17 protein-coding genes are annotated in these 19,778 nt (G+C 72.5%); 8 read left to right on the forward strand and 9 right to left on the reverse strand.

Going from position 1 to position 19,778, the window contains the following annotated elements; genetic code table 11:
• Positions 1-91: 91 nt before the first annotated feature.
• The 4 genes from FKD65_RS11075 to FKD65_RS11090 all read right to left on the reverse strand — a co-directional run bounded on the left by FKD65_RS11075 (position 92) and on the right by FKD65_RS11090 (position 4,811).
• Positions 92-1,918, reverse strand: coding sequence for an ABC transporter ATP-binding protein (locus tag FKD65_RS11075; protein ID WP_141577369.1), 1,827 nt, complete (start codon positions 1,916-1,918; stop codon positions 92-94).
• Positions 1,915-2,724 (reverse strand): ABC transporter permease, encoded by an 810-nt coding sequence (locus FKD65_RS45455; RefSeq protein ID WP_141577370.1) that lies wholly within the window; start codon positions 2,722-2,724, stop codon positions 1,915-1,917. The genes FKD65_RS11075 and FKD65_RS45455 overlap by 4 nt, the downstream gene beginning before the upstream one ends.
• Positions 2,721-3,713, reverse strand: a complete 993-nt coding sequence (locus FKD65_RS11085; RefSeq protein WP_141577371.1) for an ABC transporter permease — start codon at positions 3,711-3,713, stop codon at positions 2,721-2,723. Before FKD65_RS11085 ends, FKD65_RS45455 begins: the two co-directional genes overlap by 4 nt.
• Before the next feature lie 90 nt (positions 3,714-3,803).
• Positions 3,804-4,811 carry a hypothetical protein gene (locus FKD65_RS11090; RefSeq protein ID WP_141577372.1) on the reverse strand — a complete coding sequence of 336 codons (1,008 nt, stop codon included), beginning with the start codon at positions 4,809-4,811 and terminating at the stop codon, positions 3,804-3,806.
• Between the two features lie 103 nt (positions 4,812-4,914).
• Between FKD65_RS11090 and FKD65_RS11095 the strand changes: the two genes are divergently transcribed.
• Positions 4,915-5,526 (forward strand): TetR/AcrR family transcriptional regulator, encoded by a 612-nt coding sequence (locus tag FKD65_RS11095; protein WP_141577373.1) that lies wholly within the window; start codon positions 4,915-4,917, stop codon positions 5,524-5,526.
• 297 nt (positions 5,527-5,823) lie between these two features.
• Positions 5,824-7,785 carry a sensor histidine kinase gene (locus tag FKD65_RS11100; RefSeq protein WP_141577374.1) on the forward strand — a complete coding sequence of 654 codons (1,962 nt, stop codon included), beginning with the start codon at positions 5,824-5,826 and terminating at the stop codon, positions 7,783-7,785.
• Between the two features lie 258 nt (positions 7,786-8,043).
• Here the strand turns inward: FKD65_RS11100 and dapF are convergent, their stop codons facing one another.
• Both dapF and miaA read right to left on the reverse strand, forming a co-directional pair.
• Positions 8,044-8,841: a diaminopimelate epimerase gene (gene dapF / locus FKD65_RS11105; RefSeq protein WP_141577375.1), complete on the reverse strand. Its 798-nt coding sequence runs from the start codon at positions 8,839-8,841 to the stop codon at positions 8,044-8,046.
• Between the two features lie 8 nt (positions 8,842-8,849).
• Positions 8,850-9,761: a tRNA (adenosine(37)-N6)-dimethylallyltransferase MiaA gene (gene miaA / locus FKD65_RS11110; protein WP_141586739.1), complete on the reverse strand. Its 912-nt coding sequence runs from the start codon at positions 9,759-9,761 to the stop codon at positions 8,850-8,852.
• A gap of 135 nt (positions 9,762-9,896) precedes the next feature.
• On the opposite strand from miaA, the gene FKD65_RS11115 reads away from it, so the two are divergent.
• Complete coding sequence (locus FKD65_RS11115) at positions 9,897-10,232, forward strand: antitoxin (protein ID WP_141577376.1); 336 nt, start codon at positions 9,897-9,899, stop codon at positions 10,230-10,232.
• On the opposite strand, the gene FKD65_RS11120 is transcribed toward FKD65_RS11115, so the two are convergent.
• Both FKD65_RS11120 and miaB read right to left on the reverse strand, forming a co-directional pair.
• The gene (locus FKD65_RS11120) at positions 10,229-10,939 is read right to left on the reverse strand and encodes a hypothetical protein (protein WP_141577377.1); all 711 of its coding nucleotides are present in this window, start codon (positions 10,937-10,939) and stop codon (positions 10,229-10,231) included. The two genes, FKD65_RS11115 and FKD65_RS11120, sit on opposite strands and share 4 nt — an antisense overlap.
• A gap of 55 nt (positions 10,940-10,994) precedes the next feature.
• Positions 10,995-12,524, reverse strand: a complete 1,530-nt coding sequence (miaB, locus tag FKD65_RS11125; RefSeq protein ID WP_302931594.1) for a tRNA (N6-isopentenyl adenosine(37)-C2)-methylthiotransferase MiaB — start codon at positions 12,522-12,524, stop codon at positions 10,995-10,997.
• 283 nt (positions 12,525-12,807) lie between these two features.
• Between miaB and FKD65_RS11130 the strand changes: the two genes are divergently transcribed.
• The 5 genes from FKD65_RS11130 (at position 12,808) to FKD65_RS11150 (ending at position 18,435) form a co-directional block, all read left to right on the forward strand.
• On the forward strand, positions 12,808-13,530 hold the full coding sequence (locus FKD65_RS11130) for an amino acid ABC transporter ATP-binding protein (protein WP_240810315.1): 723 nt from the start codon (positions 12,808-12,810) through the stop codon (positions 13,528-13,530).
• Positions 13,531-13,568: 38 nt separating this feature from the next.
• On the forward strand, positions 13,569-14,438 hold the full coding sequence (locus FKD65_RS11135; protein ID WP_141577380.1) for a glutamate ABC transporter substrate-binding protein: 870 nt from the start codon (positions 13,569-13,571) through the stop codon (positions 14,436-14,438).
• Positions 14,439-14,547: 109 nt separating this feature from the next.
• Complete coding sequence (locus FKD65_RS11140) at positions 14,548-15,231, forward strand: amino acid ABC transporter permease (protein WP_141577381.1); 684 nt, start codon at positions 14,548-14,550, stop codon at positions 15,229-15,231.
• Positions 15,228-16,232: an amino acid ABC transporter permease gene (locus tag FKD65_RS11145; RefSeq protein WP_141577382.1), complete on the forward strand. Its 1,005-nt coding sequence runs from the start codon at positions 15,228-15,230 to the stop codon at positions 16,230-16,232. Before FKD65_RS11140 ends, FKD65_RS11145 begins: the two co-directional genes overlap by 4 nt.
• A 283-nt stretch (positions 16,233-16,515) precedes the next feature.
• The gene (locus FKD65_RS11150; RefSeq protein ID WP_240810083.1) at positions 16,516-18,435 is read left to right on the forward strand and encodes a prolyl oligopeptidase family serine peptidase; all 1,920 of its coding nucleotides are present in this window, start codon (positions 16,516-16,518) and stop codon (positions 18,433-18,435) included.
• A 13-nt stretch (positions 18,436-18,448) separates the two neighbouring features.
• Here FKD65_RS11150 and FKD65_RS11155 read toward each other — a convergent pair whose 3' ends face one another.
• A complete protein-coding gene (locus FKD65_RS11155; RefSeq protein WP_141577384.1) occupies positions 18,449-19,711 on the reverse strand; it encodes a glycerophosphodiester phosphodiesterase family protein in 1,263 nt (420 codons plus the stop codon).
• Positions 19,712-19,778: the final 67 nt, after the last annotated feature.

The following is a 19,778-nucleotide window of genomic DNA, read 5'->3' on the forward strand; positions in this document are numbered from 1 at the left end:
CCGGACGCGCTCGACGCAGGCCCTTCGGGGGCCGTGCACCCGGCACCGGCCAAGAGCGCGGTCCCGAGGAGGACCGCGGCCAGGACGCGCCTCATGGCTCGGCCCTCTCTCGTTGCTGGGCCGCCGCCGAGACGAGCGGATGATGGCAGGCGGCGGAGTGGTCCGCTCCCAGAGCACGCGGCATCGGATCGTGGTCTTCGCATAACTGCCTGTCGTCGGAGGTGAGCGCGGCGTAGGACGGGCAGGGGGCCCGGAAGCGGCAGCCCAGCGGCAGGACCGCGGGCTCGAGATCGGACGGGTCGCCAAGCGGAAGGAAGCGGGGACGTCGGTCACGCACCGGACTGGGCCAGGGAATCGCGTCCAGCAGCGTCCGCGTGTACGGGTGGGCGGGGGCGGCATACACATCGGCGACCGGCCCAAGCTCCACGACGCGGCCCTTGTGCATGACCGCGACCCGGTCGGCGAAGCCCCCGATCAGGGCGAGGTCATGGGTCACGAACAGGCACGCCAAGCCGAGGCGTTCCCGGAGCCCCTCCAAGACCTTCAGGACGTCCGCCCGCACGACGGCGTCCAGGGCCGACAGAGGTTCGTCCAAGAGCAGCAAGCGGGGTTCCAAGGCGAGCGCTCTGGCAAGGGCCACACGCTGCCTTTGCCCCCCTGAAAGCGCGTGAGGATAGCGCCGCGCATGACCGGGCTCCAAGCCCACCAGCGCCAGGAGCGCCTCAACGCGACCGCCGATCGGCACGCGGTGCGTGGTAAGCGGTTCGGCGATGATGTCGGACACCCGCATCCGAGGGTTCAGGGAGGCATACGGGTCCTGGAACACGACCTGGACGTCCTTCCGCAGCGCCTTGCGCTGGGCAGGACGCAAGGCGGACGTGTCGTGGCCGAAGACGGTGACGCGCCCCTCCTGCGGGCGGGAGAGCCGCAGTATCTCCATCAGCGTCGTCGTCTTGCCGGACCCCGACCCCCCTACCAGCGCGAGCGTCTCCCCCTCTCGGACGTCGAAGCTCACACCGTCCACGGCCCGCACCTCCCCGGTCCGCCGCCGTGCCAGCACCCCTCTGGGGCGGGGATAGCGGCGGACCAGGCCGTCCACCTGGAGTACGACCGGACGGCCGGTCCGGGGCCGGGAGACCCGCACATCACCCGCACGCGGCCACGAGCGCAGCAGGCCGCTCGCATAGGGCGTCCGGGGCCGCCGGTAGACCTGCTCCACCTCGCCCGCCTCCACCACCTCCCCCGCGCGCATCACCAGGACGCGGTCGGCGAACCCCCCGACGACGCCGAGATCGTGGCTGATCAGAACGATCGCGGCGCCGGTCGCCTCCCGGGCCGCCCGCAGGACGTCCAGCACCCGCGCCTGGACGCACGGGTCCAGGGAGGCGGTGGGCTCGTCGGCCACGATGACGGCCGGGTCGTTGGCGACGGCCATGGCGATCATCACGCGCTGCCGCATCCCGCCGGACAGCTCGTGCGGGTAGGAGCGGGCACGCCGCGCCGCGTCGGGCACGCCGACCAGTCCGAGCAGGTCCGCGGCACGGGCGCGCGCCGCCGGACGGCTCGCCGCCGAGTGGATCCGGACGGCCTCGGCGATCTGGTCGCCCACCGTCCGGACGGGCGAGAGCGCCGACAGCGGATCCTGGAAGACCATCGCCAGATCCTTGCCGCGCACGCGGGAGAGCTCGGCGTCGGTCCGTCCCAGCAGCTCCTCACCGCGCAGCCGCACGCTCCCCGCCGCGTGGGCCCCCTCCGGCAGCAGGCCCGTCAGGGCGAGCGCCAGGGCGGTCTTGCCCGCTCCGGACTCGCCGACGATCCCGAGCGCCTCCCCCGCGTCGACCGTGAAGCCCGCACCGCGCACGGCTCGCGCCCCGGACGCGTGCCGGACGGTCAGTCCCTCGACCCGCAGGACCGTCAACGCCGCGCCTCCGGGTCGAGGAGGTCCCGCAGCCCGTCCCCGAGCAGGTTCACCGCGACGACGATCAGGACGAGCGTCCCGGCGGCGGACCCGAACGCCCACGGAAGCGCGGTCGCCCCGCCCTGGCCGTCGGCGATGACCGCGCCGAGCGAGACGTCGGGCGGCCGCACCCCGAACCCGAGGTAGGACAGCCCGCTCTCGGCGGCGATCGCGACGCCGACGTTCAGGCTCGCGTCCACGACCAGCAGCGACGCCAGATGGGGCAGCACGTGGCGCGCGACGACGCGCGGCGCGCCCAGGCCGAGGAACCGGGCGGCCAGCACGTGCTCGCGCTCCCGCAGCGAGAGCGTCGCGGCCCGCACCGCGCGGGCGGTGACCATCCACATGAACGCGGCCAGCACCGGCACGAGGACGGGCCATCCTCCGGTGAGCCGGGACGCCAGTACGGTGACGACGAGGAAGGACGGGAGCACCAGGAGCAGGTCGGCGCCCAGCATCAGCATCCGGTCGGCGCGCCCGCCCAGGAATCCGGCCGCGGTACCGGCGACGGCGGCGATCCCGGTCGACAGGACCGCGGCGCACAACCCGACCGACAGCGAGTTCCGCGCCCCGCGCAGGGTGAGCGCGAGGACGTCCCGCCCGCTCTGCGTCGTGCCGAGCCAGTGGTCGCCGGACGGCCCCTGCCGGAAGGCCGCGAAGTCGGTCTCGTCCCAGCCCCACGGCGACACCAGCGGCCCGGCGAACGCCGGCAGTGCCAGCAGCACGAGCAGGACGGCCCCGGCCACCGCGCTCCGGCGGCCGGTCATGGCCCGGCCCCGGCGCGGACGCGGGGGTCCAGCGCGGCGCTCAGCACGTCGGATGCTAGAGCCGCCAGGACGACGGCGCAGGCGGCGAGGCATTCGACGGCGGCCACGGCGTTGACGTCTCCCCGGGAGACGCAGTCGACGAGCCACTCCCCGAGGCCGTGCCGGCCGAACGCCGTCTCGGTGAAGACCCCGCCGAGGAGCACCAGGCCCGCCGTGTAGGCGAAGTAGGTCGCCATCGGGACGAGCGCGGTCCGCAGCCCGTGCCGCAGCAGCGCGTCGCGCCGCCGGAGCCCCTTGGCCCGCGCGGTGCGCACGTGATCGGCGTGCAGCACGTCCAGCATCAGGCCCCGCTGGTAGCGGGCGTAGAGAGCCGCCTGGCAGAGCGCGATCGTGGCCGTGGGAAGCAGCAGATGGCGCGCTCGATCCGCGACGCCCCAGACCACGCCGTGAGACGCCCCCGGCGTGGCCTCGCCCACCCATGCGAAGATCCGCATGCCCACGGCGTCGTTCGCCGTCCCGGCGAGGATCTGTAAGAGCACCGCCAGCACGAACACGGGAACCGCCAGCAGCAGGTAGGAACCGCCTGAGATCAGCCTGTCGGCGGCACGGCCATGCCGGACGGCGGCAAAGGCGCCTAGGGCGACCCCCATCGCGCCTCCCAGGACGGCCCCTGGGAGAACCAGGCGGAGGCTGACACCGAGGCGGCGCCACAGTTCGGCGCCGACCGGTTCGCCGTCCCAGGTCCGGCCGAAGTCACCGCGCAGGACGCCCCCGGCCCAGGTGAGGTACCGCTCGGCCAGGGGCGTTCCGTCATCGAGGTTGAGAGCACCGAGCCGGGCGTCGACGACGGCCTCCGGCGGACGGGCGGCGCGGCCTTCGAGAGCGGCCCGCGGATCGAGCGCCGCGGCGGCGAGCAGGTAGCCGAGGCTGGCGGCCAGCACGGCCAGCACCGCGTGGCTCGCCAGCCTCCGGACCACGAACGCCGCCACCGGCCTCCCTCCGACCACCCAAGAGTCACAGAATGCTATTGAGTAGGCACGCAAAGCGCATGCGATCGCCGGGATTCACCCCGGGGAAGGTCAGGCGGGCACCGGTTCGCGGTCGGGTACGGCCTCGCCCCTCGAACGCCGCCGCAGCCCGCCCAGAGCCATCAGCGCGAGACCGGCGCAGGCCCAGGCGGCCAGGACGGCGAGAGGGCCCGCTCCCCCGGCGCCGTCGAAGAACGCGGCCGACCGGAGCAGTGTGGCCGAGGCCCCCGGCGGCAGGTACTGGCCGATCGTCCCCCACGGCTGCGGGAGCAGCTCCGGTGCCGACGTCGCCGCCGACAGCGGATTGCCGAGCAGCAGCAGCGTGAGCGCGCCGAGGCCGAGCCCGGCGCGGCCCACGGCGGCGGCCAGGCCGGCGACGGTGCCGGTCACGGCGAGGATGCTCAGCGACATGACCCCGGCGAGCGTCGCGTAGGACCCCGGAAGCAGCGACAGCCAGCCCTGCGCAATCCAGGCGACGTCCAGCCCGCCCAGCACGGCGAAGAGCACCGCGGCGGCGAAGCGCCAGGCGAGGGACGGGACGCCGAACGTCAGCAGCACCGCGGCCGCGAGCCCGGACATGACCAGCGGCAGCGCGAGGGCGCCGAAACCGGCCCCGCGGGGGTCGTCGGGATCCGCGGCGACCACGTCCTGGACGGCGGCGGAGGCGGAGTCCCGGACGGGCGCGGAGGCCCCCGCGCCCTCCGGCCGGAGCCCCGCGGCCATCGCGCCGAGCTGCTGCGCGACGAGGGGCGAGGCCGCGGAGGCGGTGAGCACCTTCGGGCCGGACGGCGCCGTGACGATGGCGCCGTAGGCCTCGCGATCGGCGATCGCGGCCCGCGCGGCGGCCTCGTCGGGACGGATCCGGACGTCGAAGGCGCCCGGCCGCCGCCGGTCGAGCAGGTCGGCGACCGCGGCGGCCCGCGGGCCGGCCACGATGACCGGGACGTCGCGCGGCGCCGTCCGCGCGGCGGGCCAGGAGAAGGCGACGATCATGACGAGCTGCAGAAGGGCCGCGCCGACGGCTACGGCGGCGGCGCGTGCGGCTAAGGAGGACCGCAAGATCTCCTCCAAAAAAACGAATGTCCGTTCTCTTTGGTCGCCGCCAGGGTCGCACCGCGCTCCGGGCTTGTCAAGAAACGAACGTTCGTTTTAAATTGGACCCATGCCGAGAGTCAGCGAGGAGCACCTGGAGCGCCGCCGCCGCCAGATCCTGGAGGCGGCCCGCACGTGCTTCATCCGCAAGGGCATCCACGCGACGTCCATGCAGGACATCTTCGCCGAGGCCGGGCTCTCCGCCGGCGCCGTCTACCGGTACTTCAAGAGCAAGAACGAGATCATCGAGGCGAACATCGCCACCGTGATCGGCGACCTGCGCGCGTTCTTCGCGGCGCTCGCCGAGAGCGACCCGCTACTCCCGGTCGACGAGGTGGCCGAGCGGCTCGCCGCCCGGGTCGTCGCCCTGTCCGACGAGGACGGCCCGCTCCGGCTCGCGCCCCAGGCCTGGGCACTCGCCACGCACGACCCCGAGATCGCCGCGTACGTCGCCGACAACGTCACCGGCCTGCGCGACACCTGGACCCGCTACGTCCGCCGGCTGGTCGACGCGGGCCTGCTTCCCGCCGACACCGACGTCGCGGCCGCCGGAAAGACGCTGTTCGCGCTCTTCCCCGGCTTCCTGATCCAGCGCCTCCTCCTCAAGGACTTCACCCCCGAGGACATGAGGCGCGGGGTGAAGGCCCTGACGCGCGACAGCATGTTGACTCTCACGACCTGACGCGCGACCCCGCCCGAAACCCCGGTCCCGCCCGCGTCCGGCGCGCCGACCGCGCCCGCATCGCCACGCAGAGTGCGCGGGAGCATCCGGGATGCGGCCGATACGGGACGCTGACCTGGGCTTTCCGTTCTATTCGGGCGTTTGCCCGGTTACCATCACGACACGTCCGCCAGCACCCGCCGACGGGGAGTTCTCCGCCCAACCCGATCAGCGGTGTCCTGAGGCGGACGCGTTTTGGACTGCTGGACAGGGAGCTGGGCGTTTTAACATTCCATTACTTTCGGGCGGGGAGAGTGCATGCAGACGGAAGAGCACGACCGCGCAGCCGGGCGCACGGGCGCCCTCCTGGCGCTGGCCGCGGTCGCCTCCGTCGCGGCGTCCCTGGTCATCGGCGGCGTCCTCCCGTCCGACATGCGGATGGTGTGGTGGCACCCCGAGATCCTGGTCGCCCTCGCCTGGACGCCCGTGGGCGCCGTCCTGCTGCGCCACCGGCCGGGGCTGAAGGTCGCATGGCTCATGGTGGGCGCGGGTTTCAGCGCCTCGCTCTACGTGCTCTCCCTCAACCTCGGCCCCTGGCTGGAGCTGCACCATCGGCCCGGGGCGGGCTTCGTCCAATGGCTGGCGGTCTGGCTGTGGGCCGTTGACACCTACGCCCTGACACTGGTCCTGCCGCTGGTCTTCCCGGACGGTCGCCTGGTGTCGCGGTGGTTCCGCCCGGTCCTCCTCCTGGCCTGCCTTGTCCCGGTCGTCGTCTGCGTGCACCTGACCATCGACCCCGACGTGCGGACCTGGCACAACGGCGTCTCGGTCTACCCGTTCGACCGGATCCCGCTCCCCATCAGCGCCCTCATCATCACCGCCCTGGCCGCGGGGCTGTTCTCGGTGGCCGTGCGGTTCGTCCAGGCGCCGCCCGACGTCCGGCGGCAGATCGCGTGGGTGGTCTACCCGGGCATCGTCGCCGAGGCGATCATCTTCGTCGGAGAGAACAGCCCGATCGGCGACCCGCTGCGCGACCTCACCATCGTCGCCGTCCCCATCTGCATCGCGATCGCGATCACCCGCTACCGGCTGTACGACATCGACCTCGTGGTCAGCCGGACGCTGGTGTACGCGGGCCTCGTGGTCGTGATCACCGGCGTCTACTTCGCCCTGGTCGGCACCGCGAGCCTGCTCGCGCACGGCCGGGGCACCCTCGCCGGGCTCGCCGGGGCGATCGTCGCGGGCGCGGTGTTCGAACCCGTCCGGCGGCGGCTCCAGCGCATGGTGGACTCGTTCATCCACGGGGAGCGCGACCCGTACCGGATCGCCGACCGCCTCAACCGGCGGCTGCAGACGGCCGCGAACCCGGGCGCCGCGCTCGCCGTCGCCGCCGAGGTCGCGCGCTCGGCCCTGCACGCGACCGGCGTCGTGATCGAGGTGCTGGACCGCGACGGCCGGACGGTCTCGGCGGAGGACGGCGTGCTCGGCGAACGCCCGCAGCTCATCCCGCTGGTGTGGCACGGCGAGCCGGTGGGGCGGCTGCTGTTCGGCGTGACCCGCACGCCGGACGCGCGGCTGTCGAACGTCCTCGCCCGCAACCTCGCCGAGCTGGCGAACGCGGCGCGGCTGTCCGCGGACGTCCAGCGGTCCCGCGAGCACATCCTGCGCACGCGCGAGGAGGAGCGGCGGCGGCTGCGCCGCGACCTGCACGACGGACTCGGCCCGACGCTGGCCAGCCTCGCCATGACGGTGGACGCCGCGCGCATCACGCTGAAGACCGACCCCGAGGCGGTCGACGGGCTGCTGGAGGACCTGCGCGCCACCATGGGGCGCACCATCGGCGACATCAGGGAGCTCGTGTACGGCCTGCGCCCGCCCGCGCTGGACGACCTCGGGCTGGAGGGCGCGATCAAGGCGCTCGGCGGCGTCGTCGCCGGCGGGGACGGCCCGCAGGTGGACGTGCGCGTGGTCGGGGACCTGAAGGGCCTGCCGGCCGCCGCGGAGGTCGCCGCGTACAGGATCGTCCAAGAGGCGCTGACGAACGTCCACCGGCACGCCAACGCGGGCTGCGCCGAGGTGCTGCTGCATCTCAACGGCGATCTGCACGTCACCGTCGACGACGACGGTGTGGGGCTTCCCGATCAGGTGCGCTCCGGCATCGGCATGTCCTCCATGCGAGAACGTGCGGCCGAACTCGGCGGCTCGTGCACGGTGGGACCGGGCCCCAAGGGCGGGACTCTCGTCCGCGCCAGGCTGCCGGTCAACGGCGTCTCACCTTGAGGGCTCCCCCGAGAGCCCTGAGGCGCCGCACCTCCTGGTGGGAGGGCCGGTGACCGCCCCCCGCCAAGAAGGTCGCCACCGGCCCTCAGGCTCCGTACGGCCCCGGGGCTCCCATCCCGGTCCATACGGGCCATTCACCAGAGGGTGTGCAAGAGAGAAGTTATGCGGCGGATGGTCCCGCTGGAGAGGGACAGTTGTCCCGTCTGTGCCGGGACCCGCACCGGCGCCCATACCAGTGCAGGTGGGAGTAAAGGCCGGTCAGATCCAGCCGGGCCGGGTCTCGCCCTCGGCGACCAGGACGGCCGGGCCCCTCAGGTGGCTCGTGGCGCCGTCGAGGACGACGGTCACCCGGCCGCCCGGGACGTCCACCGTCCATTCGCCGCCGCCGGTGCCGCCGGCGGCGGCCGCCGCGACCGCGACGGTCCCGGTGCCGCACGACCGGGTCTCGCCCGAGCCTCGCTCGAACACCCGCATCTCCACGTGCCGCTCCCCGACGCCGCGGAAGAACTCGACGTTCACCCCGTCGGGGAAGACGGCCGGGTCGAACCCGGGGGCGCGGGACAGGTCCAGGGCGGCGACCGGCCCGGTGACGCGGCAGGCCAGGTGGGGGTTGCCCACGCTGACCCGCTCGCCGGCGAAGGCCGCCCCCGCGAGGGAGGCCTCGGCGGGGCCGAGGAGCTCCGGCCGGCCCATCTCCACGCTGACGTCGCCGGACGGGCCGAGCGTCACGCGACGCAGGCCCGCGCGGGTGGCGAGGTCCCACTCCCCGGGCGGGGCGAGGCCCGCGTCGACCAGGTAGCGGGCGAAGACCCGGACCCCGTTGCCGCACATCTCGGCGATGCTGCCGTCCGCGTTGCGGTAGTCCATGAACCACTCGGCGTCGGCGTCGGACCCGGTGGCCTTCGTCCGGACCACGCGCAGGACGCCGTCGGCGCCGATCCCGGCGCGCCGGTCGCAGAGCCGCCTGACGGCCTCCGCGGTGAGGTCGAGGACGCCGTCGGGGTCGGGGAGGATCACGAAGTCGTTCTCGGTGCCGTGCCCCTTGACGAACCGCATGGCTTCGATCATATGGGGTCCGGCGCCCCCCGGCTCACCAGCGCCAGGGCGCGATCGACCAGGTCCGGGGCGTCGTAGGTCAGCCATTCGACGCGCGGGTCGCGGCGGAACCACGACTCCTGGCGGCGGGCGAAGCGCCGCGTCGTGCGGACGGTGTCCTCCCTGGCCTGTTCCTCGCTCCACTCCCCCGCGAGGAACCGCAGCACCTGCGCGTAGCCGAGGGCGCGCCCGGCGGTCAGGCCGTCGCGGAGCCCCCGCTTCTCCAGCTCCCGGACCTCGTCGACGAGGCCCGCCTCCCACATCCGCCCCACCCGCAGGGCGATGCGCTCGTCCAGCTCGTCTCGGGGCACGCTCAGCCCGATCTGCACGACCGAGTCGTAGCGGTACTGGTGCTCGGGCAGCGTCGCGGTGAACGGGCGGCCGGTCATCTCGATCACCTCCAGGGCCCGCACGATCCGGCGCCCGTTGCTCGGCAGGATCGCCTCGGCGGCGGCGGGGTCCAGGCCGCGCAGCCGCTCGTGCAGGGGGCCGGGCCCGGCCTGGGCCAGCTCCTCCTCCAGGCGCCCGCGCACGGCCGGGTCCGTCCCCGGGAACTCCAGGTGGTCGAGGGCGGCGCGGACGTACAGCCCGGACCCGCCGACCAGGACCGGCAGCCGCCCCCGGCCCCTGATCCCTGCGATGGCCTCCGCGCTGAGCCGCTGGTACTCGGCGACGCTCGCGGTGGCCGTGACGTCCCACACGTCAAGGAGGTGGTGCGGGACCCCGCGCATCTCGTCCGCCGGCAGCTTCGCGGTGCCGATGTCCATGCCGCGGTACAGCTGCATCGAGTCGGCGTTGACGGCCTCGCCGTCCAGGCGGAGCGCCAGCTCCACGGCCAGGTCGGACTTGCCGGCCGCCGTCGCGCCGACGACCGCGATCACGTGCGGGGCATTGGGTGGGGTCACGGGATTGATTGTGGCAACAGAACGGGTATGGCCGGAATGAACGGGCGCCGAGCCGGGCCCGCCGGACCGGGCCCGCCGCGCCGAACGGCACGAGGGATCCGGGGGGATTCGATGTCGATCGTCGACAAGGTCAAGCAGATGCTCGGGCAGCACTCCGACAAGGCCAGGGAGGGCGTCGAGAAGGCCGGTGACATGTTCGACCAGCGTACCGGCGGCAAGTACGCCGACAAGGTCGACCGGGTCCAGGAGCAGGCCGGCAAGTACATCGACCGCGAGAGCGGCGAGGGCGGGCAGCCTGGGCACGAGGGCGGCATGGGCGAGCAGCCCGGCGCCACGGGCGAGCAGCCCCGCGGCACGGGCGAGCAGCCCGGCGGCACGGGCGGCACCGGAGAGCGCCCCGGCGGCACCGGAGAGCGCCCCGGCGGAACGGGCGGGCAGCCCTCCTAGGCGGGCCCGCCGGTCAGCGACCAGCCCGCCACGAGGTAGCCGACGCCGTACGGCGCCTCGTCGGCGAGGAGCTCACTGGTGAAGGCGCCGCCCTTGGCGGCCGCGCCGGCGAGCACCTGCCACGCCGCGCGACCGGCCGCCTGGACGTCCCGCGAGAGTTCCGGATCCAGGGCGGCCAGGGCTCCGGCGTCGGCCCGGCCGAGCGCGCGCGCCACACTCTCGTCGTAGGGGGCGGCGCGCTCATCGAGGTAACCGGGGGCCTTCTCCGACCGGCACGCCGACCCGTCCCCCATCACCAGGAGCGCGACGCGGTCGGCCGACTCGGCGAGTTCCCGCCCCAGCGCCAGGCAGTCCTCAGGACGGGCGTCGAAGGCGACCGCCTGGTAGCGCGCCCCTGCGCCCAGGCCTTGCCGCTCCAGCAGCCAGAAGCCGAGGGTGAGCGAGAGCGGCAGCGCCTCGGCGCCGCTCTTGACCCGGCTGGGGATCGTCCAGTCGAGACCGTAGGGGCGCAGCGTCGCGTAGGCGTCCGCCTCGTAGGGGCGGGTCTCCGGCCCTCCACCGACCACGATCAGGGCGTCGCCTCCCGCCAGGCGGCGGACGGCCTGGTCGCATGCCCCCCTGAGCGCGTCCAGCTCCGCTGCCGCCTCCCCGGCCATCTCCGGGACGAGGAGGGGCGGATGCGGGCACACCGCCGCCGATACGAGCACGCTGCCTCCTAGAGGGCGGGCGGGGCCGCGAAGGTCGACCCGATCATGGCGGAGTTCAGGGGCGGGTCGAGCAGCCCGGCGCGGGCGCGGCCGGCGTGGCCGGCCGCCCGATCGACGGCATGCCCAGCGACACGCCCTTGGCCCCGCCGTCCCCGCCCTGGCGGGCCTCCCACGCGTCGCCCGCGCGGGTGCGGCGGACGCCCAGCGCGGGCTTGTCGGCGACCAGATGGTGCGGCGCGGCGTAGGTGATCTCGACGGTGACCATGTCGCCGGGACGGACCGGCTCCTCCGGCACGCCGAAGTGGACCAGGCGGTTGTCGGGCGCCCGGCCGGAGAGCCGGCGCGTCGCCTCGTCCTTGCGGCCCTCGCCCTCGGCGACCAGCACCTCCAGCGTCCGGCCGAGCTGCTTGCGGTTCTCCGCCCAGGAGATCTCCTCCTGCAGCGCGACGAGCCGCTCGTACCGCTCCTGGACGACCTGCTTCGGCAGCTGGCCGTCCATGGTCGCCGCGGGGGTGCCGGGGCGCTTGGAGTACTGGAACGTGAACGCCGAGGCGAACCGGGCCTCCCGCACGACGTGCAGGGTCTCCTCGAAGTCGGCCTCGGTCTCGCCGGGGAAGCCGACGATGATGTCGGTGGTGATCGCCGCGTCCGGGATCGCCGCCCGGACCTTCTCGATGATGCCGAGGTAGCGCGCCTGCCGGTACGAGCGGCGCATCGCGCGCAGCACGCCGTCCGAGCCGGACTGCAGCGGCATGTGCAGCGACGGCATGACGTTCGGCGTCTCCGCCATCGCGGCGATCACGTCGTCGGTGAAGTCCTTGGGGTGCGGCGAGGTGAACCGGACCCGCTCCAGGCCCTCGACGTCGCCGCAGGCCCGCAGCAGCCCGGCGAACGCCGACTGCCCGCCGTGCGTCATCGCGCGGACCTCGTCGGGCGCCGCCGACAGCGCCCCGAAGCCCGAGCCGTAGGCGTTGACGTTCTGCCCGAGCAGCGTGATCTCCAGGGCGCCCTCGGCGACCAGCGCCTCGACCTCGGCGAGGATCTCCCCCGGCCGGCGGTCGCGCTCCTTGCCGCGCAGGGACGGGACGATGCAGAACGTGCAGGTGTTGTTGCACCCCACGGAGATCGACACCCACGCGGCGTAGGGGGACTCGCGGCGCGTCGGCAGCGTCGAGGGGAAGGTCACCAGCGACTCTTCGATCTCGACCTGCGCCTCGCTCTGAACGCGCGCGCGTTCGAGCAGCGCGGGCAGCGACCCGATGTTGTGCGTGCCGAAGACGACGTCCACCCAGGGGGCGCGCTTGACGATGGTGTCGCGGTCCTTCTGGGCCAGGCATCCGCCGACGGCGATCTGCATGCCGGGATGCCCGTCCTTGACGGGCCGCAGGTGGCCGAGGTTGCCGTAGAGCCGGTTGTCGGCGTTCTCCCGCACCGCGCAGGTGTTGAACACCACCACGTCGGGCTCGGCGTCGGCCGCGCGGACGTACCCGGCCGACTCCAGCAGACCGGACAGCCGCTCGGAGTCGTGGACGTTCATCTGGCAGCCGTAGGTACGGATCTCGTACGTACGCGGTGCCGTCTCCATAGGCGCACTCATGACAGTCATCCAGGGTACGGGCCCACCGGGACATGGCCGAACGGGCGACGCACCCCGCCGCCAGCTTTGATGATCACTCTCCGCCACGGCCGAACCCCGTCCGACGTGGGTATTCGTGATCGTATCGGTACCGCAGGGCAACTCGGGCAGCAGCGGCGATGACGTAAAGTCCGAGCCCATGACGGACAGCGAAAGCGGGCCCGAGCTCACCGAGACCGGGCCGGAGGACTCCCTCCCCGAGCCGGCCGCCGCAGGTGACCGGCCCCTCGTCGTGGTCGAGCACGTCAACAAGCATTTCGGCGAGCTGCACGTCCTCAAGGACATCAACCTCACCGTCGACTCCGGCGAGGTCGTCGTCGTGATCGGCCCCTCCGGCGGCGGGAAGTCGACCCTCTGCCGGTCGATCAACCGGCTGGAGCCGATCGACGAGGGCAAGATCCTCGTGGACGGCAAGGAGCTGCCCAAGGAGGGCAAGGAGCTGGCGAGGCTCCGCGCCGACGTGGGCATGGTGTTCCAGTCGTTCAACCTGTTCGCCCACAAGACGATCCTCGAGAACGTCATGCTCGGGCCGATCAAGGTCCGCAAGCAGGGCAAGCAGGAGTCGCAGAAGCACGCGATGGAACTGCTCGACCGGGTCGGCATCGCCAACCAGGCGCACAAGTACCCCGCCCAGCTGTCCGGGGGGCAGCAGCAGCGGGCGGCGATCGCGCGCTCCCTCGCGATGAAGCCCAAGGTGATGCTCTTCGACGAGCCCACCTCGGCGCTGGACCCGGAGATGGTCAACGAGGTCCTGGACGTCATGACGGGACTGGCCCGCGAGGGCATGACCATGATCGTCGTCACGCACGAGATGGGGTTCGCGCGCCGGGCCGCCCAGAAGGTCGTGTTCATGGCGGACGGCCAGATCGTCGAGGAGAACACCCCCGACGAGTTCTTCACCAACGCGCGGACCGAGCGCGCGAAGGACTTCCTTTCCAAGATCCTCACGCACTGAGCCGCGGGGCTCCGGCAGAGAGCAGAGGTAGGACGAAAATGCGAGTACGTCGTTTCGGCGCCCTCATCGGGGCGGGGATGGCGCTGTCGCTGGCGCTCAGCGCGTGCGGCAGCGACACCGAGAAGACCGAGGCCAAGACGGTCGTCCAGAAGGCCAAGGACGACAAGAAGCTGACCATCGGCATCAAGTTCGACCAGCCGGCGCTCGGCCTGAAGAAGCCCGACGGCAGCTACGACGGCTTCGACGTCGACGTCGCCAAGTACATCGCCAAGTCGCTCGGCGTCCCCGAGAACGGCATCACGTTCAAGGAGACCACCTCCGCCAACCGCGAGTCGTTCCTCGGCGGCGGGCAGGTCGACCTCGTGGTCGCCACCTACTCCATCACCGACGCCCGCAAGGCGCAGGTGACCTTCGGCGGCCCGTACTACGTCGCCCACCAGGACACGATGGTCCAGGCCAACAACACCAACATCAAGAAGGCCACCGACCTCAAGGGCAAGAAGCTCTGCAAGGCGGCCGGCTCCAACTCCTTCCGCCGCATCACCGAGGGCCCGCCGGACGGCAAGCTCAACATCAAGGGCGTCACCCTCGTGGACGCCTCCAGCTACTCCGACTGCGTCGCCAAGCTGAAGTCGGACGCGGTGGACGCGGTCAGCACCGACGACCTGATCCTCGCCGGCTTCGCCAACCAGCAGAAGGGCGCCTTCAAGGTCATCAACGACCCCTTCACCGACGAGAAGTACGGCGTCGGCCTCAAGAAGGGCGACACGGAGACCTGCGAGGCCGTCAACAAGGCCATCGCCCAGATGTACTCCGACGGCACGGCCAAGACCCTGCTGGACAAGCACTTCGCGGGCACCGGGCTCAAGCTCGTCACGACCGCGCCGCAGATGGAAGGCTGTGCCTGATCCTGGGCTGAACATCGTCACGCCGGGGCCCTCCCGGGAAGGCGTACGCGTCTCCCCGGAGGGTCCCGGTATGGCCCGACCCCTTGGACCGCCATGGAACAGCTGAGCAATGTTTGACTTCGGCGCGTTTTTCGACAACTTCGACAAGATCCTCGACGGGTTCTACGCGACCGTGCGGCTCGCCGCCCTCTCCGCGGTCCTGTCCCTGCTGATCGGCACGGTTCTCGCGAGCTTCCGGGTCGCGCCGGTTCCGCTGCTGCGCGTCATCGGCACCACCTACGTCAACGTCGTGCGCAACACGCCGCTGACCCTGGTCCTGCTGCTGTGCAGCCTCGGGCTCAACGACGTCCTGGCTCTGAAGTTCTCCGACTCCACCTCCACCACGTACTACTGGTGGGCGGTACTCGGCCTGTCCGGGTACACGGCGGCGTTCGTCTGCGAGTCGCTGCGGGCGGGGATCAACACCGTGCCGCTGGGGCAGGCGGAGGCGGCCCGCTCGATCGGGCTGACCTTCACCCAGTCGCTGCGGATCATCATCCTCCCGCAGGCGTTCCGCTCGGTCATCGCGCCGCTGGGCAGCGTCCTCATCGCGATGATCAAGAACACCACCGTGGCCTCCGCCGCGAGCTACGGCGAGGCCGCCGCGGTCACCAAGGACCTGCTGGACCTGCCCTCGTTCACCAGCGGGGCGCTCCCGCTGTTCATCGGCGTGGCCATCGGCTTCATGATCCTCACCCTGCCGACCGGATTCTTCTTCGGCTGGCTGCACAAGCGGATGGCGGTGGCCCGATGAGCAAGGAAGCGACCGTCCTGTTCGACGCCCCCGGGCCCCGGGCGCGCGCGCGGAACAGAGCGGTGACCGTCGTCACGACCGCCGTGCTGCTCGCCCTCCTCGCGGCGCTGATCTGGCGCTTCGACGAGCGGGGACAGTTCGAGAGCGAGCTGTGGACCCCGTTCCTCGAGTGGACGGTCTGGGACAAGCTGATCCTGCCCGGCCTGTGGAGCACCCTGAAGGCCGCGGCGGTGGCGTCCGTCCTCGCGCTCCTGTTCGGCGTGGTGTTCGGCCTCGCCCGGCTGTCGGACCACTGGTGGCTGCGGGTCCCGGCCGGCGTCGTGGTGGAGTTCTTCCGGGCGATCCCGCTGCTGATCCTGATCTTCCTGGCGTTCTTCGTCCCGAACAAGATCAGCCCGGTCATCGCGGACTCGCAGTTCGGCACCCTGCAGCGGCTGCTGGTGGACAACTTCTTCTCGATCTTCGGCGTGGAGATCAACGCGGGGACCATCACGGTGCCGGCGTTCGCCGCCGTCGTGTTCGGGCTCGTGATGTACAACGGCTCGGTGCTCGCCGAGGTGGTGCGCGCGGGCGTCCAGTCGATCCCGAAGGGGCAGTCCGAGGCGGCCTACGCGATCGGCCTGCGCAAGAACGGGGTCATGCGCCTGGTGCTGCTGCCGCAGGCGGTCACGGTCATGATGCCGGCGATCGTGAGCCAGCTCGTGGTCCTGCTCAAGGACACAGCGCTCGGGTTCATCATCGCCTACTCCGAGCTGCTGTCGGCGGGGTTCCGGCAGGTGCCCGCCAACTACCACAACAACAAGCTCCAGGCCGGCATCGTCGTCGCGATCATCTACATCGCGCTCAACATGCTGGTGAGCCGGCTCGCCACGTGGCTGGAGGCCCGGGGACGCCGCAGCCGCAAGACGGCGGGCAGGACGATGGGCGGTGACGTCGGAGCCCCGCCCGCTCCGGGCATGGCCGCGACCGGCCAGATCGGCGGGGGCGCGGCACGCCCCTGAGGACTACCGCGCCCCGGTCTGACGCGTGAGGGGTGCCGCCGGACTCCGGCGGCACCCCTCACGCGTCGAACCTGGCGAACCCTGGTGTTACCGGCGGGTTTTCCGGGGACGGGGTTGTATCTTTCCGACCTCAAACGGCCCGTCATGGCCCCAACCGATCCCCGTATGCGGGACGATTCCTGTTATGACCGCTCGTGCGACCCTTCCCTACGGCTCATGGCCTTCACCCATCTCTGCGGCCGATGTCGCCCGCGCTCGGCTGCGCCTCAGCTTTCCCACCGTCATGGGTGATGACGTGTGGTGGCAGGAGACGCGGCCCGAGGAAGGCGGACGGGCCACGGTCATCCATCTGAAGGACGGTCATCGCACCGAGCTGCTGCAGGCGCCGTGGGACGCGCGTACCCGCGTCCACGAGTACGGCGGGCGGTCGTACCTGCCGGTCCGCACGGCCGCGGGCTGGTCCGTCGTGTTCTCCAACTATGAGGACCAGCGGCTCCACCGGCTCGACGAGGGCGACCCGAAGCCGTACCCGCTGACGCCCGAACCGGCCGTGCCGGCGGGGCTGCGGTACGCCGACTACGTCCTGTCCCCGGACGGGACGGAGATCTGGTGCGTCTGCGAGGGTCATATCGCCGAACCCGCCCCCGAGGGCGCCGAGGGCGAGGAGGCCGCGGACGAGCAGCCCGTGACGGGCATCCGGCGCGCCATCGTCGCCGTCCCGCTGGACGGCAGCGCCGCCGGGGACGCCGGAGCGATCCGCGAGATGGTGTCGGGCGCGCAGTTCTACGCGGGTCCGGTCCCCTCGCCCGGCGGGGGCCACCTGGCCTGGGTCCAGTGGAACCACCCGCGCATGCCGTGGGACGGCACCGAGGTGCGCGTGGCGGCCATCGAGGACGGCGCCGCGGTCGCGCCCCGGACCGTCAAGGGCGGGCTCACCGAATCGGCCCTGGCGCCGCTGTGGCGCGACGACGAGTCCCTTTACGTGATCTCCGACTGGCCCGGCTGGTGGAACATCTACCAGGTCGGCCTGCACGGCGAGTCCGCCCAGGCGCTCTACCCGGCCGAGGAGGAGTTCGCCGCGCCGCTGTGGCAGCTCGGCGGGATGCCGTACGCGCTGCTCGGCGACGGGCGCCTCGCCGTCCTGCACGGCGAGGGCGACATGCGGCTCGGCGTCTACGACACCGACACGCTCGACCTGGTCGACCTGGAGGTCCCCTACCAGCACTGGGCGCCGCAGCTGTCCACGGACGGCACGACGATCGTGGGGATCGCCGGCGGCCCGGACCTGCCGGCCTCGGTGGTGCGGGTCGACACCACGACCGGGCGCGTCGAGGGGCTGCGCCGGGAGCGTGCCGAGCTGCCCGACGTCGCGTACCTGTCGGTCCCGCGCGCCGAACGCCTGGAAGGGCCGTTCGGGCGTCCCGTCCACGCCTACGTCTTCCCGCCGACCAACCCGGAGGCGGCCGGGCCGGAGGGCGAGCTGCCCCCGTACGTGGTGTTCGTGCACGGCGGCCCCACCGGCCGGGTGTCCACGGTGCTCGACATGGAGCGCGCGTACTTCACCAGCCGCGGCATCGGCGTCATCGACGTCAACTACGGCGGGTCGGCCGGCTACGGCCGCGCCTACCGCGAGCGGCTGCGCCGCCAGTGGGGCGTGGTCGACGTCGAGGACGCCGTCGCCGCCGCCCGGGCCCTCGTCGACGGCGGCATCGCCGACCCGGAGCGGCTGGCGATACGCGGCGGATCCGCCGGGGGCTGGACGACGCTCGCGGCGGTCACCCAGACCGACGTGTTCAAGGCCGCCACGTCCTACTTCGGGATCAGCGACCTGAAGCGCTTCGCCGAGAGCACCCACGACTTCGAGTCCCACTACCTGTTCGGCCTCATCGGCCCCCTGCCCGGCTTCGAGCGCGCCTACGAGGAGCGCTCGCCGATCAACCGCGCCGACCGGACCGCCTGCCCCGTCCTGCTGCTGCAGGGGCTCAACGATCCGATCGTCCCGCCCGACCAGTCCGAGCGGTTCGCGCATGCGCTGGCCGAGAAGAAGATGCCGTACGCCTACCTCACCTTCGAGGGCGAGTCGCACGGCTTCCGCAAGGCCGACACGGTCGTCCGCTGCCTGGAGGCGGAGCTGGCGTTCTACGGCCAGACCCTCGGGTTCGAGCCGCGCGGCGTCGAGCCCATCGATCTGACGGTCGGCTGACCGCTCAGGGCGCTCAGGGCAGGACGTAGGAGGAGATGTCGAGCAGGGTGTGGTCGGCCCCGAAGAGCGACACCGTGTCGCCTGAGGTGTTGTTCAGGAAGCCGACCGTCAGGCCGTTGTAGTAGGCGTCGGGGCGGTCAATGCCGGGGCCGACGTGGACGCGCAGCAGGCTGCCCGGCGGGATCACGTAGCCGGGGCCGATCCTCATGAGGTTGCTCGCCTGGTCGCGCAGATAGCCGCCGCCCACGTCGACCGGCCTCGACGTCGTGTTGCGCAGCACCACGTGCTCGCTCTTCTCCGGCTGGACGTCGTCGCCGCTCGGGTCGGGGAAGACGCTGTCGACGACGACGCCGTTCGCCCGAGGGAACGGCGTCCGGCCGTCCAGGATCCGCCGGGTCGTGGCGGGGAAGTTCGTCGCGAGCCAGTCGTAGCCCTGGTGCGCCCCCATGGTGACCTCGGCCGGGCTGTCCACCGGGTCGCTGAACACCTTCAGCCCCTTGGCGTGCGCGCGCTCGACGTCGGCCGCGCTGGTCACCCGCGGGTGGGCGTAGACGCTGACCGTCCAGCCCGCCAGGGCGGCGAGCTCGTCGTCGGCGAGCATCTTCCCGCCGGTCAGGTAGGACAGCGGCACCTTGGGCGCGGACTCGTGGAACTCCTTGAGCGCCGCCTGGTCACGCGAGTGGACCTGCACCCGGTAGGCCCCCGAGGGGAGCGTCTCGCCGTCGGTGAGGCGCGCCGCGTTCAGCTCGCGGGCGAGCAGCGTGGCGATGCCCGGGCTGTTGGCCGGGGACTTCAGCTCCAGGCTGAGCCCTGTCCGCGCGTCCCTCAGAGCGAGGAGCTCCTTCAGGGTCGGCACCCGCTGGCCCGCGTACCGCGCGTCGAACCAGGACCCCGCGTCCAGCCTCTTGATCTCGGCCAGCGTGAACTGGCCCACGCGCCAGGGTGCCCGGTCGGGGAAGACCTGCTCCACGTCGGTGGTCCGGGCGAGGGTGTCGTCGTGCAGGAGCACGATCTGCTTGTCGGAGGTGAGCTGCACGTCGCCTTCGAGGGCGTCCGCCCGGTCGCGCAGCGCGGCGCGGTAGGAGGCAAGCGTCTCCTCCGGGGCCTGCCCCGGAGATCCGCGATGCCCGAGGACCACGACGTGCGTCCGCTTCCCCGCGGTCTCGGGCGCGGCCTGCGCGCTGCCGGTGAGGCCGCTGCCGGTGAGGGCGCCGCCGGTGAGGGCGAGGGCGGCGGCCAGCACGGCCCCGCCCCCGGTCATGGCGATCCTGTTCACGAGATCCTCCCGCCTGGAATGACTTGATCATCACCGCGGGAGTTTGCGAGCGCCAGTCCGGCCGCCG

The sequence above is a fragment of the Actinomadura sp. WMMA1423 genome, from assembly GCF_006547145.1.
Lineage (GTDB): Bacteria > Actinomycetota > Actinomycetes > Streptosporangiales > Streptosporangiaceae > Spirillospora.

Bases quoted from the DNA above. Each gene is read 5' to 3' on its own strand.
- FKD65_RS45455 (WP_141577370.1), bottom strand. From the start codon at position 2,724: ATGACCGGCCGCCGGAGCGCGGTGGCCGGGGCCGTCCTGCTCGTGCTG.
- FKD65_RS11095 (WP_141577373.1), top strand. From the start codon at position 4,915: ATGCCGAGAGTCAGCGAGGAGCACCTGGAGCGCCGCCGCCGCCAGATC.
- FKD65_RS11100 (WP_141577374.1), top strand. From the start codon at position 5,824: ATGCAGACGGAAGAGCACGACCGCGCAGCCGGGCGCACGGGCGCCCTC.
- dapF (WP_141577375.1), bottom strand. From the start codon at position 8,841: ATGCGGTTCGTCAAGGGGCACGGCACCGAGAACGACTTCGTGATCCTC.
- FKD65_RS11115 (WP_141577376.1), top strand. From the start codon at position 9,897: ATGTCGATCGTCGACAAGGTCAAGCAGATGCTCGGGCAGCACTCCGAC.
- miaB (WP_302931594.1), bottom strand. From the start codon at position 12,524: ATGGAGACGGCACCGCGTACGTACGAGATCCGTACCTACGGCTGCCAG.
- FKD65_RS11135 (WP_141577380.1), top strand. From the start codon at position 13,569: ATGCGAGTACGTCGTTTCGGCGCCCTCATCGGGGCGGGGATGGCGCTG.
- FKD65_RS11140 (WP_141577381.1), top strand. From the start codon at position 14,548: ATGTTTGACTTCGGCGCGTTTTTCGACAACTTCGACAAGATCCTCGAC.
- FKD65_RS11145 (WP_141577382.1), top strand. From the start codon at position 15,228: ATGAGCAAGGAAGCGACCGTCCTGTTCGACGCCCCCGGGCCCCGGGCG.
- FKD65_RS11150 (WP_240810083.1), top strand. From the start codon at position 16,516: ATGGGTGATGACGTGTGGTGGCAGGAGACGCGGCCCGAGGAAGGCGGA.